The 14,413-nt window shown below is 67.5% G+C and carries 14 protein-coding genes; 10 read left to right on the top strand and 4 right to left on the bottom strand.

Features of this window, described 5'->3' with window-relative positions:
• Nucleotides 1–174: 174 nt before the first annotated feature.
• Nucleotides 175–1,533: a dicarboxylate/amino acid:cation symporter gene (locus tag KUV62_RS04840; RefSeq protein ID WP_222602551.1), complete on the top strand. Its 1,359-nt coding sequence runs from the start codon at nt 175–177 to the stop codon at nt 1,531–1,533.
• Between the two features lie 52 nt (nt 1,534–1,585).
• On the opposite strand, the gene KUV62_RS04845 is transcribed toward KUV62_RS04840, so the two are convergent.
• Together KUV62_RS04845 and KUV62_RS04850 are read right to left on the bottom strand one after the other, a co-directional pair.
• On the bottom strand, nt 1,586–1,999 hold the full coding sequence (locus KUV62_RS04845; RefSeq protein ID WP_222602552.1) for a DUF6636 domain-containing protein: 414 nt from the start codon (nt 1,997–1,999) through the stop codon (nt 1,586–1,588).
• A 247-nt stretch (nt 2,000–2,246) separates the two neighbouring features.
• Nucleotides 2,247–3,206, bottom strand: a complete 960-nt coding sequence (locus tag KUV62_RS04850; RefSeq protein WP_222602553.1) for an L-malyl-CoA/beta-methylmalyl-CoA lyase — start codon at nt 3,204–3,206, stop codon at nt 2,247–2,249.
• A 259-nt stretch (nt 3,207–3,465) separates the two neighbouring features.
• Between KUV62_RS04850 and dgcN the strand changes: the two genes are divergently transcribed.
• The 4 genes from dgcN (at nt 3,466) to KUV62_RS04870 (ending at nt 7,010) form a co-directional block, all read left to right on the top strand.
• Nucleotides 3,466–4,467: an N-acetyltransferase DgcN gene (gene dgcN, locus KUV62_RS04855; protein ID WP_222602554.1), complete on the top strand. Its 1,002-nt coding sequence runs from the start codon at nt 3,466–3,468 to the stop codon at nt 4,465–4,467.
• 96 nt (nt 4,468–4,563) lie between these two features.
• Complete coding sequence (gene dgcA / locus KUV62_RS04860; protein WP_222602555.1) at nt 4,564–5,529, top strand: N-acetyl-D-Glu racemase DgcA; 966 nt, start codon at nt 4,564–4,566, stop codon at nt 5,527–5,529.
• A 43-nt stretch (nt 5,530–5,572) separates the two neighbouring features.
• The gene (locus KUV62_RS04865; protein WP_222602556.1) at nt 5,573–6,436 is read left to right on the top strand and encodes a D-amino-acid transaminase; all 864 of its coding nucleotides are present in this window, start codon (nt 5,573–5,575) and stop codon (nt 6,434–6,436) included.
• Between the two features lie 130 nt (nt 6,437–6,566).
• Nucleotides 6,567–7,010, top strand: coding sequence for a pyridoxamine 5'-phosphate oxidase family protein (locus KUV62_RS04870; protein ID WP_222602557.1), 444 nt, complete (start codon nt 6,567–6,569; stop codon nt 7,008–7,010).
• Here the strand turns inward: KUV62_RS04870 and KUV62_RS04875 are convergent.
• Nucleotides 6,980–8,188, bottom strand: a complete 1,209-nt coding sequence (locus tag KUV62_RS04875) for a TIGR03862 family flavoprotein (RefSeq protein WP_222602558.1) — start codon at nt 8,186–8,188, stop codon at nt 6,980–6,982. The two genes, KUV62_RS04870 and KUV62_RS04875, sit on opposite strands and share 31 nt — an antisense overlap.
• Before the next feature lie 74 nt (nt 8,189–8,262).
• On the opposite strand from KUV62_RS04875, the gene KUV62_RS04880 reads away from it, so the two are divergent.
• A complete protein-coding gene (locus KUV62_RS04880; protein ID WP_222602559.1) occupies nt 8,263–8,556 on the top strand; it encodes an HNH endonuclease in 294 nt (97 codons plus the stop codon).
• Nucleotides 8,557–8,677: 121 nt separating this feature from the next.
• Nucleotides 8,678–8,827, top strand: coding sequence for a hypothetical protein (locus KUV62_RS04885; protein ID WP_222602560.1), 150 nt, complete (start codon nt 8,678–8,680; stop codon nt 8,825–8,827).
• Between the two features lie 25 nt (nt 8,828–8,852).
• On the opposite strand, the gene KUV62_RS04890 is transcribed toward KUV62_RS04885, so the two are convergent.
• Nucleotides 8,853–10,112, bottom strand: a complete 1,260-nt coding sequence (locus KUV62_RS04890) for a glycosyltransferase family 4 protein (protein ID WP_222602561.1) — start codon at nt 10,110–10,112, stop codon at nt 8,853–8,855.
• Nucleotides 10,113–10,299: 187 nt separating this feature from the next.
• On the opposite strand from KUV62_RS04890, the gene leuS reads away from it, so the two are divergent.
• The 3 genes from leuS to holA are packed head-to-tail and all read left to right on the top strand — an operon-like array spanning nt 10,300 to nt 14,367.
• A complete protein-coding gene (gene leuS / locus KUV62_RS04895) occupies nt 10,300–12,870 on the top strand; it encodes a leucine--tRNA ligase (RefSeq protein ID WP_222602562.1) in 2,571 nt (856 codons plus the stop codon).
• On the top strand, nt 12,857–13,342 hold the full coding sequence (gene lptE, locus KUV62_RS04900) for an LPS assembly lipoprotein LptE (RefSeq protein WP_222602563.1): 486 nt from the start codon (nt 12,857–12,859) through the stop codon (nt 13,340–13,342). The genes leuS and lptE overlap by 14 nt, the downstream gene beginning before the upstream one ends.
• The gene (gene holA, locus KUV62_RS04905) at nt 13,339–14,367 is read left to right on the top strand and encodes a DNA polymerase III subunit delta (RefSeq protein WP_222602564.1); all 1,029 of its coding nucleotides are present in this window, start codon (nt 13,339–13,341) and stop codon (nt 14,365–14,367) included. Before lptE ends, holA begins: the two co-directional genes overlap by 4 nt.
• Nucleotides 14,368–14,413: the final 46 nt, after the last annotated feature.

Genomic DNA, 14,413 nt, shown 5'->3' on the forward strand with positions numbered 1-14,413 from the left:
GCAGCGGCAACGCAGGGCGCTCGCGCAAAAGGTGAAAATCGTCTATTATTTAAGCGTCAGAGTCGTGTTTTCGGCGCGGGAGGATCTGAAAAGCCGGGGTTGCGGGTGGAAGCCCCGCGGTCTTTGCCCCGAACCGGCGCAGACTGGAGCTCTGGAATCGCAAAGGAGACTGCCATGGGGGCCGCATTGCGCGATGGCGACGGCAAACTGTCGCTGACCACACGGATCATGATCGCCATGGGGGCGGGGCTCGTCCTCGGTCTGATCCTCAACGTTGCCGGGATCGAGGTGATCAACACGTATCTCGTCAGCGGCTTCTTCGGCATGGTCGGGCGGATGTTCGTCAATGCGCTGCAGATGCTGGTGGTGCCGCTGGTGTTCTTCTCGCTGATCTGCGGCGTGGCCGGCATCGGCGACATCCGCATCCTCGGCCGGGTCGGCGGCAAGAGCTTCGGGCTCTACATGGCGACCACCGCGACCGCCATCGCTGTGGCGATCCTGATCGCGCTGGTGGTGGCGCCGGGCGAGGGCTTCGTCATGGAAGGCATCGACACCTCCGGCGTGACGGGCCGCGAGGCGCCGAGCGTCTGGGAGACCTTCGCCGCCATCGTGCCGCGCAACCCGGTGGCCGCGTTCTCGGCTGGCGAGATGCTGCAGATCATCTTCTACACCATCGTTCTAGGTATCGCGGTGCTGATGCTTGGCGAGCGCTCGAAGACCTTCGTGGAAGCCTGCGAATACATGAACGAGCTGATGATGAAGGTGGTGCAGATCGTCATGTCCTTCGCGCCCTACGGCGTGTTCTGCCTGATCGCCAAGACCTTCACCGAACAGGGCATCGGCCTCTTCATGCCGGTGATCGCCTATGTGCTGGTGCTGGTGGGGGCGCTGCTGCTGCACCTCTTCGTCACGCTGATGCTGTTCCTCAAGCTGTTTTCCGGGCTCAACCCGATCACCTTCCTGCAGAAGATCCGCCCGGCGCAGATCTTCGCCTTCTCCACCGCCTCGTCGAACGCCACCATCCCTGTCACCCTGCGCTGCGTGACCGAGCGCATGGGGGTCAACAACTCGGTGGCCTCGTTCTCTGTGCCCTTCGGTGCCACCATCAACATGGACGGCACCGCGATCATGCAGGGCGTGGCGACGGTGTTTCTCGCCAATGTCTACGGCATCGATCTCGGGCTTGGCGGCTACCTGACGGTGATCGCCATGGCGGTTCTGGCCTCGATCGGCACCGCCGGGGTGCCGGGGGTGGGGCTCGTCATGCTGACCATGGTGCTGGGGCAGGTCGGGCTGCCCATCGAGGGCATCGCGCTGATCCTCGGGGTCGACCGTTTGATGGACATGATCCGCACTGCGGTGAACATCACCGGCGACGCGGTGGTCTCGACCATCGTTGCCAAGACCGAGGGCCAGATGGACCTCGCAATCTATGCCGATCCGAATGCCGGTGTGATCACCGCCGACGACCTGCATATCGACGAGGAGGCCGAGCACGTGCTGGCCGACGCTGTGCACAAGCCGGCGGAATAGGTCCTTCCGTCACGGGACTTGCGAGGGCGCCTTCGGGCGCCCTCTTTCTTTCTCACCAGACCTGCAGCACCCGGCGCGACAGGTGGAAGCCGTGGCCATCGGCGTTCTGGCAGCGCAGCCCGGTGGTCTCGGAAAGGCACGAGATGCCGCCCCAGGTGGCCGAGACGCCGTAGGGCGCGACATCGACGCCGGGCGCGCTGTTGGGCCGGCCCGGGCCGCCGCATTCCATCTGTACCGGGCCGCGCTCGAGGATCACGTAGCGGTGGCCCCAGCCGCTGCCGCAGGAGGCCGGACGCGGCACGTTGGGCGTGCCGCTGAACTGGAAGATTGTGCAGCCGAGATCGGCGGAATTCGGGCCGATGCCGATATAGCACTCGATGTTTCCCGATGGGGTCTTGAACGGGGTGACGTCGGCAAGGGTGGGGGAGGCCAGCACGAGGCCGGCGGCAAGAAGGCGTTTGAACATGAGACGATCCTGAAACGGGCAATTGGAAAAGGTCTTGCCCGGTCAGGGTCCGCTGCGCGGGCCAACCTGTCAATCGCGCTGTGCAGGGCATGGCGGAGCCTTGCCTTGCGGGCCGGCGAAGCGGCTCGGAAATCGCGCCGGCCTCTCGGTTGCCCGACGCGGAGCGGGCCTGCCTTTCGGGCCCGCGAATGCAAAAGGGCGCGGCCCCTCGCGAGGACCGCGCCCGTGTTTGCCCTCGCCGCGAGGCTCAGTGCCCGGCGATCATCTCGGATTGCTTCACGATCACCTCGGCCTGCTTGATCGAGGCGATGTCGACCAGACGGCCCTTGTAGACCGTGGCGCCTTCGCCCTTGGCCTTGGCTGCCTCCATCGCCGCGAGGATCTCGCGCGCCTCGGTCACCGCTGCCTCGGAGGGGGTGAAGACCTCGTTGGCCAGCGCCACCTGCTTGGGGTGGATCGCCCATTTGCCGACCATGCCCAGCGTCGCCGAGCGCAGCGCCTGCGCGCGGTAACCCTCGTCATCGGAGAAATCGCCGAACGGGCCGTCGACCGGCAGCACGCCGTGGGTGCGGCAGGCGGCGACGATGGCGGCCTGCGCCCAGTGCCACGGGTCGGACCAGTGCTTCTCGCCCTCGCGGAGCATGTAGTAATTCTCCTGCGTGCCGCCGATGCCGGTGGTGGCCATGCCCATCGAGGCGGCGAAATCGGCGGCGCCGAGGCTCATCGCCTCGAGGCGCGGCGAGCCGGCGGCAATCTCCTCCACATGCGCGATGCCGGCGGCGGATTCGATGATCACCTCGAACTTGATCGGCTTGGTCCGGCCCTTGGCGCGCTCGACCGCCGTCACCAGCGCGTCGACGGCATAGAGATCGGCGGCGCAGCCGACCTTGGGGATCATGATCTGGTCGAGCCGGTCGCTGGCCTTCTCGAGCAGCTCGACCACGTCGCGATACCAGTAGGGCGTGTCGAGCCCGTTGATCCGCACCGAGAGGGTCTTGTTGCCCCAGTCGATGTCGCCGATGGCCTGGATGATGTTGTCGCGGGCGCTGTCCTTGTCGGACGGCGCGACCGAATCCTCGAGATCGAGGTTGATCACGTCCGCCGCCGAACCGGCCATCTTCTCAAAGATCGCGGGGCGCGAGCCCGGGCCGAACAGCTGGCAGCGGTTGGGGCGTGCCGGGGCGGCGGGCTGGATGCGGAAGCTCATGCGGGTCCTCGTTGCGTAATGATATTTCGCTTACTCCGCGATTGGAGTTATTAAATTACTCTATGCTGCGCAAGCAAAATCCTCCCGCGAAAGGCGCTGCCTTGCGGCGTGAGAGGCGCGAAGCGATGCACGATTCTTCGGCGGTGCAGCGGAAATGCACGAAAATTCGGCGCAGGTCCCGGCGGATCGCTGGCATTCGCGATGAATTTGCGTGTGATGCGGGGCAACATGCCGCGAATCCAAACGACAGGGAACTGACATGATCGAGACGCCGTATCTGCTCTTTCTCGGAGACGCTCCGGACCCCCTCGCCGCCAAGGTGGCGCAGGGCATCAAGGACTGGCGCCCGGAGAACTGCGTGGGCCAATTCCGCCTCGAGGGCTGCAAGGCCGACATGAAACTGCCCGACATGACGCTGGCCGAGGCCAAGGCCGCCGGCGCCAAGACGCTGGTGATCGGCGTCGCCAACCGGGGCGGGGTGATCTCGCAGAGCTGGAAGAAGGTGCTTGTCGAGGCGCTGGAAGAGGGCTTTGACCTCGCCTCCGGCCTGCACAACCTGCTGCGCGACGAGGAAGATCTTGCCGCGGTGGCCCGCGCCACCGGCCAGAAGCTGCACGACGTGCGCATCCCGTCGGTCAAGTATCCGATCGCCAATGGCGAGCCGCGCAAGGGCAAGCGCCTGCTGGCCGTGGGCACCGACTGCTCGGTCGGCAAGATGTACACCGCGCTCGCGCTCGACGCGGCGATGCGCGAGAAGGGCATGAAATCGACCTTCCGGGCCACCGGCCAGACCGGCATCCTGATCACCGGTGACGGCGTGCCGCTCGACGCGGTCATCGCCGATTTCATGGCCGGCTCGATCGAGTACCTGACCCCGGACAATGACGACGATCACTGGGACATCATCGAGGGCCAGGGCTCGCTGTTCCACGTCTCCTACTCGGGCGTGACCATGGCTCTGGTGCATGGCGGCCAGCCGGATGCTCTGGTGCTCTGCCACGAGCCGACCCGCACCCACATGCGCGGCCTGCCGGGCTACCAGCTGCCCTCGCTGGAGGCGGTGCGCGACATGGCGCTGACGCTGGCGCAGGTTGCCAACCCGGATTGCAAGGTGATCGGCATCTCGATCAACACCCAGCACATGGGCGAGGACGAGGCCAAGGCCTATTGCGCGGAGATCGAGGAGCAGTTCGGCCTGCCGACGGTCGACCCGTATCGCCACGGCGCCGAGCGCCTCGCGGAGGCGGTTGCCGCGCTCTGAGGCCTACGGCACTCTGACACGCACTCGACGGGCGGCGGCGCGTGCTGCGCCGCCGCCCGCCTTGACGACGGAACGACAGACAAAGGGGCAGGGCTCTTGAGCATCGAGGTCACGCGCGACACGTTCAGACTGGCACAGGTCTTCACCATCTCCCGGGGCAGCCGCACCGAGGCCAAGGTGCTGACCGTGAAGATCACCCGCGACGGGGTGACGGGCTGGGGCGAATGCGTGCCCTATGCCCGCTACGACGAGACGCTCGAGAGCGTGACCGAGGAGATCGCGGGCCTTCCCGCCGACGTCAGCCGCGCCGCGCTGCAGGAGCTGCTGCCCGCCGGCGCCGCCCGCAACGCCGTCGACTGCGCGCTCTGGGATCTCGAGGCCAAGGCGCAGGGCAAGCGGGTCTGGGAGCTGCTGGGCATGACGAAGCCCGGGCCGGAGATCACCGCCTACACGCTGTCGCTCGACACGCCCGAGAACATGCAGGCGCAGGCCGCCAAGAACGCCGCCCGACCGCTGTTGAAGGTCAAGCTCGGCACGCCCGACGACATGCCGCGGCTCGAGGCGGTGCGCCGTGGCGCGCCCGACAGCACCATCATCGTCGATGCCAACGAGGGCTGGTCGGCCGAGGTCTATGCCGATCTGGCGCCGCATCTGGTGCGACTCGGCGTGGCGATGGTCGAACAGCCGCTGCCCGCCGGCGACGACGATGCGCTCATCGGCATGGAGCGCCCGGTGCCGGTCTGCGCCGACGAGAGCGCGCATGACCGCGCCTCGCTGCCGGGGCTCAAGGGCAAGTACGACATCGTGAACATCAAGCTCGACAAGACCGGCGGCCTGACCGAGGCGGTGGCGATGCGCGCCGCGGCCGAGGCCGAGGGCTACGGCATCTTCGTCGGCTGCATGGTCGGCTCGAGCCTTGCCATGGCGCCGGCCGTGCTGGTGGCGCAGGGCGCCGCCTTCACCGATCTTGACGGCCCGCTGCTTCTGGCAGAAGACCGCCCCACCCCCCTGCTGTTCGACGCGCAGGGCGTGCATCCTTCCGAGCCGGCGCTCTGGGGCTGATCCCGCCCGCCGCTCCCGACCGACCTGACTGGAGACCCCTTACATGACCCGCACTGTCTACGTTAACGGAGAGTACCTGCCCGAGACCGAAGCCAAGGTCTCGATCTTCGACCGCGCCTTCCTGATGGCCGATGGCGTCTACGAGGTGACCTCCGTGCTCGACGGCAAGCTGATCGATTTCGAGGGCCACCAGAAGCGGCTCGAGCGCTCGCTGAACGAGCTCGACATGAAGAAGCCCGCCGCCTTCGACGACCTGCTCGAGATCCACCGCAAGCTGGTCGAGCTCAATGGCATCGAGGAGGGGCTGATCTACCTGCAGGTCACTCGCGGTGCCCCCGGCGACCGCGATTTCGCCTTCCCCGACCCCGAGACCACCGAGCCGACGCTGGTGCTGTTCACCCAGAACAAGCCCGGCCTCGCCGACAACCCGACCGCCAAGAAGGGCATCAAGGTGATCTCGATCGAGGACATCCGCTGGGGCCGCCGCGACATCAAGACCGTGCAGCTGCTCTACCCCTCGATGGGCAAGATGATGGCCAAGAAGGCCGGCTGCGACGATGCCTGGATGGTCGAGGACGGCTTCGTGACCGAGGGCACTTCGAACAACGCCTATATCGTCAAGGACGGCAAGATCATCACCCGCAACCTCTCGACCGATATCCTGCACGGCATCACCCGTGCGGCGGTGCTGAAGTTTGCCCGCGAGGCGCAGATGACCGTGGAGGAGCGTCCCTTCACCGTCGAGGAAGCCAAGGAGGCCGACGAGGCGTTCTTCACGTCGGCCTCGGCCTTCGTGATGCCGGTCGTCGAGATCGACGGTGCCACCATCGGCACCGGCACGCCGGGCGATGTCGCAGGGCGCCTGCGCGAGATCTATCTCGAGGAAAGCCGCAAGGTCGCGGTCTGATCGCCGCGACGCGGTCAATTTCTCGCACACGTTAGAAGGGGCGTCCGGTTGCGGGCGCCCCTTTCGTATGTTGACGGCGCCGGCCCCCGCTATCATCGTCGGCCTCGCCGCGAGGAGGAAAGGGGGCGGGATGGAAGACAGGGCGATCTTGTGCTGGCTGGCGACGGTGTCCGACCAAGGGCTGCCAAACGTGTCTCCGAAGGAGGTCTTTGCCGAGCCCTCCGAGGGAGTGTTCCTGATTGCCGAGATCGCGTCGGGTCGCAGCCTGCGCAACATCCGCGCCAACCCGGCGGTCTGCATCAGCCTGATCGACGTGTTCAGCCAGCGGGGGCGGCGCCTGGAGGGGCACGCCCATATCGTGCCTGCGGGCAGCGAGGGGTTTGACGCGCTCGCCGCTCCGCTGCTGGCCCAGGTGGGCAACCGCTTTCGCATTCGCAACGTCATCACCGTCGATGTGAGCGCAGAAAGTGCCGTGCGGGCGCCGAGCTATCTCTTCTATCCGGAAACCGAGGTCGCCGAGATGCGCGAGGGCGCGATGCGCAGCTACGGCGTGCGCCCGCGCGACGACAGGTAGGCCGCCGCGTGGCGCCCGGCCCAGAGCCCGGTCGCGAAGCAGGCGGTGAGCAGGTAGCCGCCGGTCGGCGCCTCCCAGTCGATCATCTCCCCGGCCACGAAACAGCCGGGGCGCTGCGTCAGCATCAGCCTGTCATCGAGCGCGTCGAAGGCGACGCCGCCGGCGGTCGAGATCGCCTCGTCCATCGGGCGCAGGCCCTCATGCGGCAGCTCCAGCGCCTTGACGGTGCGGGCGAGCGCCGCCGGATCTTCGGGCAGCGGGCGGGCGCATTCCATCAGCAGGGCGCGGGCGGCGGGCGAGAGCTTCAGCGCCCGGCGCAGGTGGCTCGACAGGCTCTGCTTGCCGCGGGGCTTGGCCAGCCGCGCGGTCAGCGCCTCCTCCGGGACATCCGGCGCGAGGTCGATCACCAGGGCCGCCCCCTCGCGCAGTGTCGGCGAAAGGGGGTAGAGCCCGCCGCCCTCGAGCCCGCGCACCGAGATCACCGCCTCGCCGCGCGACACCAGCCCGCCGGCGCGGAACGCCACACCCTTGAGCGGCGCACCGAACTGCGGCGCCATGTGCTCCGACCAGGCGACGTTGAGCCCGGCATTGGCAGGCTGGAACGGCGCCACCTCGATGCCCTGCGCTTTCAGATGCTCCGCCCAGGCGCCATCTGAGCCCAGCCGCGCCCAGCTCGCGCCGCCCAGCGCCAGCACCGTGACCCGGGGGCGCAGGCTCAGAGGGCCATCGGGGGTGTCGAAGCGGGTCGCATCATCGTCCCAGCCGGTCCAGCGCCAGCGGGTGTGGCGCTCGAGCCCCATGGCGTCGAGCCGGGCAAGCCAGGCGCGCAGCAGCGGCGAGGCCTTCATCGCGGTGGGAAAGACCCGTCCGGTTGAGCCGGTGAAGGTGGTTTGCCCCAGCCCCTCGGCCCAGGCCTGCACGGTTTCTGGGGTGAACTCTGCCAGCATCGGGCGCAGCGCCGCCTCGGCGCCGCCATAGGCCGCGAGGAACGGGCCGAAGGGCTGGGCGCGGGTCAGGTTCAGCCCCGACTTGCCCGCCATCAGGAACTTGCGCCCGAGCGAGGGCTTGGCCTCGGCCAGCAGCACCTCGTGCCCGGCGGTGAGCAAAGCGTCGGCGGCCATCAGCCCGGCCGGACCGCCGCCGATCACCAGCGCCTCGATCTCGCGCCCTGCCTGCATCGATGCCCCCTTGATCCTGCCGTGAATGGCGCCAGTCTTCTGCCCTGCCAGACGCCCCCGTTCAAGAGCCGCGCATGACCGACCCGATCTGCCCTCTCTGCCTGCGCCCGATCCCGCCCGAGGCGAAACAGAGCCTGCATCACCTGGTGCCGAAACTGAAGGGCGGCAAGGGCGGGCCGGTGGTGCGGCTGCACCAGATCTGCCACAACGAGATCCACGCCACCTTCACCGAGGGGGAGCTGGCGCGCGAGTTCAACACGCCGGAAGCGCTGCGGGCCCATCCCCGCATGGCACGCTTCCTGGCCTGGGTGCGCAAGCGCCCGCCGGCCTTTCACGCCCGCAGCAGCGGCGGACGGCGCAATCGCTAGGCGGGCGTGGCGCCGTGAGCACGTGCACGAAGCTGCCATAAAGCGTGACTTGATCCGGGCGACCCGGATCGTCACCTTCAGGGGATAAAAAGCCCAAGAGCTGGAATCAGAGGCAGAGCAGATGTCGATCAGAACCGAATTGTGGGGAGTGTGCGGCCTTGTGGTCGCGCTTGTCGCCCTTCTTATGCATCCCGATGGGGAGGCCGAGCGCAAGGCGCTGGAGTGGGCGGCTTCCTCGGCCTTCTCGGCCGAGAATTTCGCGCTTCAATAAGGCCTTGCCTGCCGCGTCGCCCGCGTCAGTCGCGCGGCGGGCGCGGCTTCAGCGCCACCAGGCGCTCCACCCATTCGACGTGCTGCGGTAGGCAGCGGGTCTTGAGATCGTAATGCGCGCGCACATGGGCGCGCGCGTTGCGGCCGAGCCGGGCGCGAGTCTCGGGATCGTCGAGCAGCGTGCAGAGCCGGTCGGTGAGCCCTTTCACGTCGAAGAAATCGACCATCCAGCCGGTCTCATCCTCTGAAATCGCCTCTTTCACCGGCTCGGTATCGCTGGCGAGGATGGCGCAGCCGGCGCTCATCGCCTCGAGCAGCGACCAGCTCAGCACGAACGGGTAGGTGAGATAGACGTGCACCCGGCTGACCTGCATCATCGCGAGGAAGCGGTCGTAGGGCACCCGGCCGAGGAAGTGCACGCGCTTCCAGTCCTCTTCCGAGATCTGGTCCTTCACCTCGTCGATGAACATCTGCTTCCAGGTCGTGCCCTCGGGCGGCTTCGAGCCGTAGCTGACTTCGTCGCCGCCGATCAGGGTGATCTGGGCATTGGGCCGGCGCCGCAGGATCTCGGGCAGGGCACGCATGAAGATATGGTAGCCGCGATAGGGCTCGAGGTTGCGGTTGATGAAGGTGATGACCTCGTCTTCGCGGGTCAGCACCTTGCCGTCGGTCACCTCGAGCGTGGCCTCGGGGTTGGGGCAGACATGGTCGGTGTCGATGCCGTCATGCGCGACGGTGATGCGGTCCTGCCATTCCCCGGGGAAGGTGCCGGCCTGGAACCGGGTCGGCGAGATCCCCGCATCCATGATCTCTTCGTGCAGGCGGTTGTTGAGGTTCTTCATCCGGATGCGGAGCTTGTTGCTCTCCTGCACCGGGCCGTCGAACTCGGGGTCGAAGCCGACGAAGGGCTTGCTGGTGAGGTGGTAGAGCTCGCAATAGAGCCCCATCACGGCGCGGGGCCAGACATCCTTGAGGAACAGGCTCTCGCCCCAGCCGTGATGGGCGAGAATCACGTCGGGCTTGTAGCCGGTCTTGCGAAGCTGGAGGGCGCCGTTGTAGCAGCTCGTGCCGCGGATCAGCTTGGTCTCGAAATCGCCGAGCCAGGGATGGATGCCATTGGTGCTGCCGCCGGTGATCTTGTAGGGCAGGATCCGCACGCCATTCCAGTGCGTCGGCTCCTTGACCTTCAGCGTCAGCGCCGTGACCTCGTGACCGCGCTGCACCAGCGCAGGCGCGAGATGCTTGTACTGCCCAGGGAAATTCTGGTGGATGCAAAGGATCTTCATGTCACGAAACGTCTCGGAAATGGCTTTTGACGTTTGTGACACGACCGCGGCAGCGATCCAACCGCTGAGCGCCCGGGCAGGTGCCAAGCCGGGCCTCGGTTGCGGAAATGTCGCCTTTCGCTGGACGCCCGAGCGGCATGCGCCTATCACCCCGCCCCGAGACCCGTCCGTTCCGAGGGAATAAGAAATGTCGCGTTACGACCCCGCCACGATCGAGCCGAAATGGCAGGCCGCATGGGATGAGGCCCTGACCTTCAAGGCCACCCGCACCGCCGACAAGCCGAAATACTACGTGCTCGAGATGTTCCCCTACCCGTCGGGGCGCATCCATATCGGCCACGTGCGCAATTACACGATGGGCGACGTGATCGCGCGCTACAAGAAGCAGAACGGCTTCAACGTGCTGCACCCGATGGGCTTCGACGCCTTCGGGATGCCGGCGGAGAACGCCGCGATGGCCTCGGGCGGTCACCCGAAGGACTGGACCTATTCCAACATCGACACCATGGTCGAGCAGATGAAGCCGCTGGGCTTCGGGCTCGACTGGTCGCGCATGTTCGCGACCTGCGATCCGGAATATTACGGCCAGCAGCAGGGCCTGTTCCTCGACATGCTCGACGCCGGCCTCGTCTACCGCAAGAACGCCGTGGTGAACTGGGACCCGGTCGACATGACCGTGCTCGCCAACGAGCAGGTCGAGAACGGCCGCGGCTGGCGCTCGGGTGCGCTGGTGGAGCGCAAGGAGCTCACCCAGTGGTTCTTCAAGATCTCGGATTTCTCCGGCGAGCTGCTCGATGCGCTCGACGGGCTCGACGACTGGCCCGCCAAGGTCAAGCTGATGCAGGCCAACTGGATCGGCCGCTCGCGCGGGCTCGAGTTCGCCTTCTCGACCGTCGACGCCCCCGAGGGCTTTGACCGCATCGAGGTCTACACCACCCGCCCCGACACGCTGCTGGGCGCGAGCTTTGTCGGCATCTCGCCGGATCACCCGCTGGCGCGCACGCTCGAGAAGGACAATGCCGAGCTGGCCGCGTTCGTCGCCGAGTGCCGCCGCATGGGCACCTCCGAGGAAGAGCTCGAGAAGGCCGAGAAGCGCGGCTTCGACACCGGCATCACCGTGCGCCACCCGTTCGACACCTCGGTCGAACTGCCGGTCTACATCGCCAACTTCATCCTGATGGATTACGGCACCGGCGCGATCTTCGGCTGCCCGGGCCACGATGCCCGCGACCACGAGTTCGCCACCAAGTACGGCCTGCCGATCGTCGAGACCTTCGTGCCGATCGAGGGCGAGATCGACATTGCCGCCGAGCCCTTCGTGCCGCAGAAGTCGGAAAAGGTCCGCTACACCCGGCTCGTGGCGGGCGAGGAGGTCCAGACCGGCGACGAGGCGGTTGAGGCCGCGGTGGCGTTCTGCGAGGCCAACGGCGTCGGCCATGGCGTCACCAAGTACCGCCTGCGCGACTGGGGCCTGAGCCGCCAGCGCTACTGGGGCTGCCCGATCCCGGTGGTGCATTGCGAGGCCTGCGGCGTGGTGCCGGAAAAGAAGGAAAACCTTCCGATCCAGCTGCCCTACGACGAGGGCGGAAAGCCGATCGACTTCTCGATCCCCGGCAACCCGCTCGACCGTCACCCGGACTGGCGCGATTGCGCCTGCCCGTCCTGCGGCGCGCCGGCCCGGCGCGAGACCGACACGATGGACACCTTCGTCGACAGCTCGTGGTATTTCGCCCGCTTCACCTCGCCGCATGCCGACACGCCGGTCGATGCCGAGGAGGCCGCCTACTGGATGAATGTCGACCAGTATATCGGCGGCATCGAGCACGCGATCCTGCACCTGCTCTACTCGCGCTTCTTCGCGCGGGCGATGTACATCACCGGCCACCTGCCGGAGAAGTGCAAGGAGCCGTTCAACGCGCTGTTCACGCAGGGCATGGTGACCCACGCGATCTACCAGACCAAGAACGCCGAGGGCCGTCCGGTCTACCACTACCCCGAGGCGGTCGAGCTGCGTGACGGCAAGGGCTTCCTCGAGGATGGCACCGAGGTCGAGATCATCCCCTCTGCCAAGATGTCGAAGTCGAAGAACAACGTCGTCGACCCGGTCGCCATCATCGGCCAGTACGGGGCCGACACCGCGCGCTGGTTCGTGCTCTCCGACAGCCCGCCCGAGCGTGATGTCGAGTGGACGGCCTCGGGCGCCGAGGCGGCCCACAAGCACCTTGGCCGGGTGTTCCGCGCCTGCGCCGAGATCGCCGAGGCCGACGTGCCGCCGACCGGCGAGGACGAGGCGCTGCTGCGCGAGATGCACAAGGCGATCCACGACGTGACGATGGGCGTCGAGAGCTTCGGCTTCAACGCCGCGATCGCCCGACTCTACGCCTTCACCAACGCGCTGACCAAGTCGCGCGCGGGCACCGAGGCCAAGACCCAGGCCGCCAAGGTTCTGGCGCAGCTGATGTCGCCCATGACCCCGCACCTCTCGGAAGAGATCTGGCAGCTGCTGGGCGGCGAGGGGCTCATTGCCGATGCGCCCTGGCCCAAGGCTGACGAGGCGATGCTGGTCGAGGACACGGTGACCCTGCCGATCCAGGTCAACGGCAAGCGCCGCGGCGAGCTGACCGTGCCCAAGGACATGCCGAAGGAAGAGATTGAAAAACTCGTCATCGCGCATGAAGCTGTGGAACGGACCCTGCAGGGGGCCGCGCCGAAGAAGCTGATCGTTGTCCCGGGCCGGATCGTCAATGTGGTTGCCTGATCGCAGAACCTTCCTGATCTCTCTCGCAGCCCTCGCGGGCTGCGGGTTCACGCCGGTCTACGGGCCCGAAGGCGGTGGTGGCCGGCTGCTCAACGCCGTGGCGCTGCCCGAGCCCGACCGGCGCTACACCTACGATTTCAACGCCCGCTTCGAGGAGCGGCTCGGCCGCGCCTCCGGCCCATACTTCCTGAAGCGGCAGGTGCAGGTCGATTCCAGCGGTCTCGGCTCGCTGGCCGACGGCCAGACCACCCGCTACCAGCTCACCGGGCGGGCGACCTACAGCCTCAGCCTCGTGGGCAGCGAGGAGGTGCTGATCTCGGGCCGGACCGACGCCTTCACCGGCTATTCCGCCACCGGCTCCACCGCCGCCACGCAGGCCGCCGAGCGCGACGCCAAGCGCCGGCTGATGGTGATCCTCGCCGATCAGGTCATCGACCGGCTGATGCTCGACGCGAACAAGCTGCCGCAATGAAGCTGACCGGGCGCGACGCACAGGCCTTCTTCCGCAAGCCCGACCCGTCGCGCGCGGGGGTGCTGCTCTATGGCGAGGACGCGATGCGCGTCGCCCATCGCCGGCAAGAGGTCATCGGCGCGCTGGTCGGCCCGGAGGGCGAGGCCGAGATGCGCCTCACCCGCATTCCCGCCAGCGAGCTGCGCCGCGACAGCGCCATGCTGCTCGACGCGATCAAGTCGCAGGGCTTCTTTCCCGGGCCGCGGGTGGCCTTCGTCGAGGACGCGACCGACGGTCTGACGGATGTCATCAAGGCGGCGCTCGACGAGTGGCGCGAGGGCGATGCCCAGATCATCGTGACTGCCGGGCAGCTGGCGGCGAAATCGAAGCTGCGCAAGCTCTTCGAGGGCTTCCACAACGGCCTTGCCATCGGCATCTATTCCGACCCGCCGGGCCGCGACGAGATCGAGGCCGCGCTGAAGAAGGCCGGGCTCGAACAGGTCGACCGCGCCGCCTTCGAGGCGCTCGAGGGTTTTGCCCGGGCGCTCGATCCGGGCGATTTCCGGCAGGTGCTGGAGAAGGTCGCGCTCTACAAGCTCGACGATCCCGAACCGCTCACCCCGCAGGAGGTGGCGCTCTGCGCCCCGGCCTCGATCGAGGCCGAGCTCGACGACATCCTCAACGTGGTGGCCGAGGGCCGCAGCGCCGAGATCGGGCCGCTGGTGCAACGGCTCGAGGGGCAGGGGGTCAACCCGGTGACGCTGCTGATCATGGCGATGCGCCATTTCCGCGTGCTCTACGCGCTGGCCTCGGCGCAGGGCGGCCCGCAGGCCGGGCTGCAGCGCCTGCGCCCGCCGCTTTTCGGGCCGCGCCGCGACCGGATGCTGCGGCAGGCGCAGAACTGGTCGGCCGACCGGCTCGAGGCGGCGCTGGGCATGCTGATGGACACCGATCTCTCGATCCGCTCGGCGGGGCAGCGCGCGCCCGCCATGGCGCTGGTCGAGCGCGGCTTCGTGCGCCTCGCGTGGCTCTGCAACCGCCGCTAAAAGCCCTTGCGCCTCCGCAGCTTGCGCGCGCGCGGCTCTGCGCTTA

The sequence above is a fragment of the Salipiger bermudensis genome (assembly GCF_019801965.1).
GTDB classification, from domain to species: Bacteria; Pseudomonadota; Alphaproteobacteria; order Rhodobacterales; family Rhodobacteraceae; genus Salipiger; species Salipiger bermudensis_A.

Bases quoted from the DNA above. Each gene is read 5' to 3' on its own strand.
- holA (WP_222602564.1), top strand. From the start codon at position 13,339: ATGAAGCTGACCGGGCGCGACGCACAGGCCTTCTTCCGCAAGCCCGAC.
- KUV62_RS04870 (WP_222602557.1), top strand. From the start codon at position 6,567: ATGGAAGACAGGGCGATCTTGTGCTGGCTGGCGACGGTGTCCGACCAA.
- lptE (WP_222602563.1), top strand. From the start codon at position 12,857: ATGTGGTTGCCTGATCGCAGAACCTTCCTGATCTCTCTCGCAGCCCTC.
- KUV62_RS04875 (WP_222602558.1), bottom strand. From the start codon at position 8,188: ATGCAGGCAGGGCGCGAGATCGAGGCGCTGGTGATCGGCGGCGGTCCG.
- KUV62_RS04850 (WP_222602553.1), bottom strand. From the start codon at position 3,206: ATGAGCTTCCGCATCCAGCCCGCCGCCCCGGCACGCCCCAACCGCTGC.
- KUV62_RS04845 (WP_222602552.1), bottom strand. From the start codon at position 1,999: ATGTTCAAACGCCTTCTTGCCGCCGGCCTCGTGCTGGCCTCCCCCACC.
- KUV62_RS04840 (WP_222602551.1), top strand. From the start codon at position 175: ATGGGGGCCGCATTGCGCGATGGCGACGGCAAACTGTCGCTGACCACA.
- KUV62_RS04880 (WP_222602559.1), top strand. From the start codon at position 8,263: ATGACCGACCCGATCTGCCCTCTCTGCCTGCGCCCGATCCCGCCCGAG.
- leuS (WP_222602562.1), top strand. From the start codon at position 10,300: ATGTCGCGTTACGACCCCGCCACGATCGAGCCGAAATGGCAGGCCGCA.
- dgcN (WP_222602554.1), top strand. From the start codon at position 3,466: ATGATCGAGACGCCGTATCTGCTCTTTCTCGGAGACGCTCCGGACCCC.
- KUV62_RS04865 (WP_222602556.1), top strand. From the start codon at position 5,573: ATGACCCGCACTGTCTACGTTAACGGAGAGTACCTGCCCGAGACCGAA.
- KUV62_RS04885 (WP_222602560.1), top strand. From the start codon at position 8,678: ATGTCGATCAGAACCGAATTGTGGGGAGTGTGCGGCCTTGTGGTCGCG.
- KUV62_RS04890 (WP_222602561.1), bottom strand. From the start codon at position 10,112: ATGAAGATCCTTTGCATCCACCAGAATTTCCCTGGGCAGTACAAGCAT.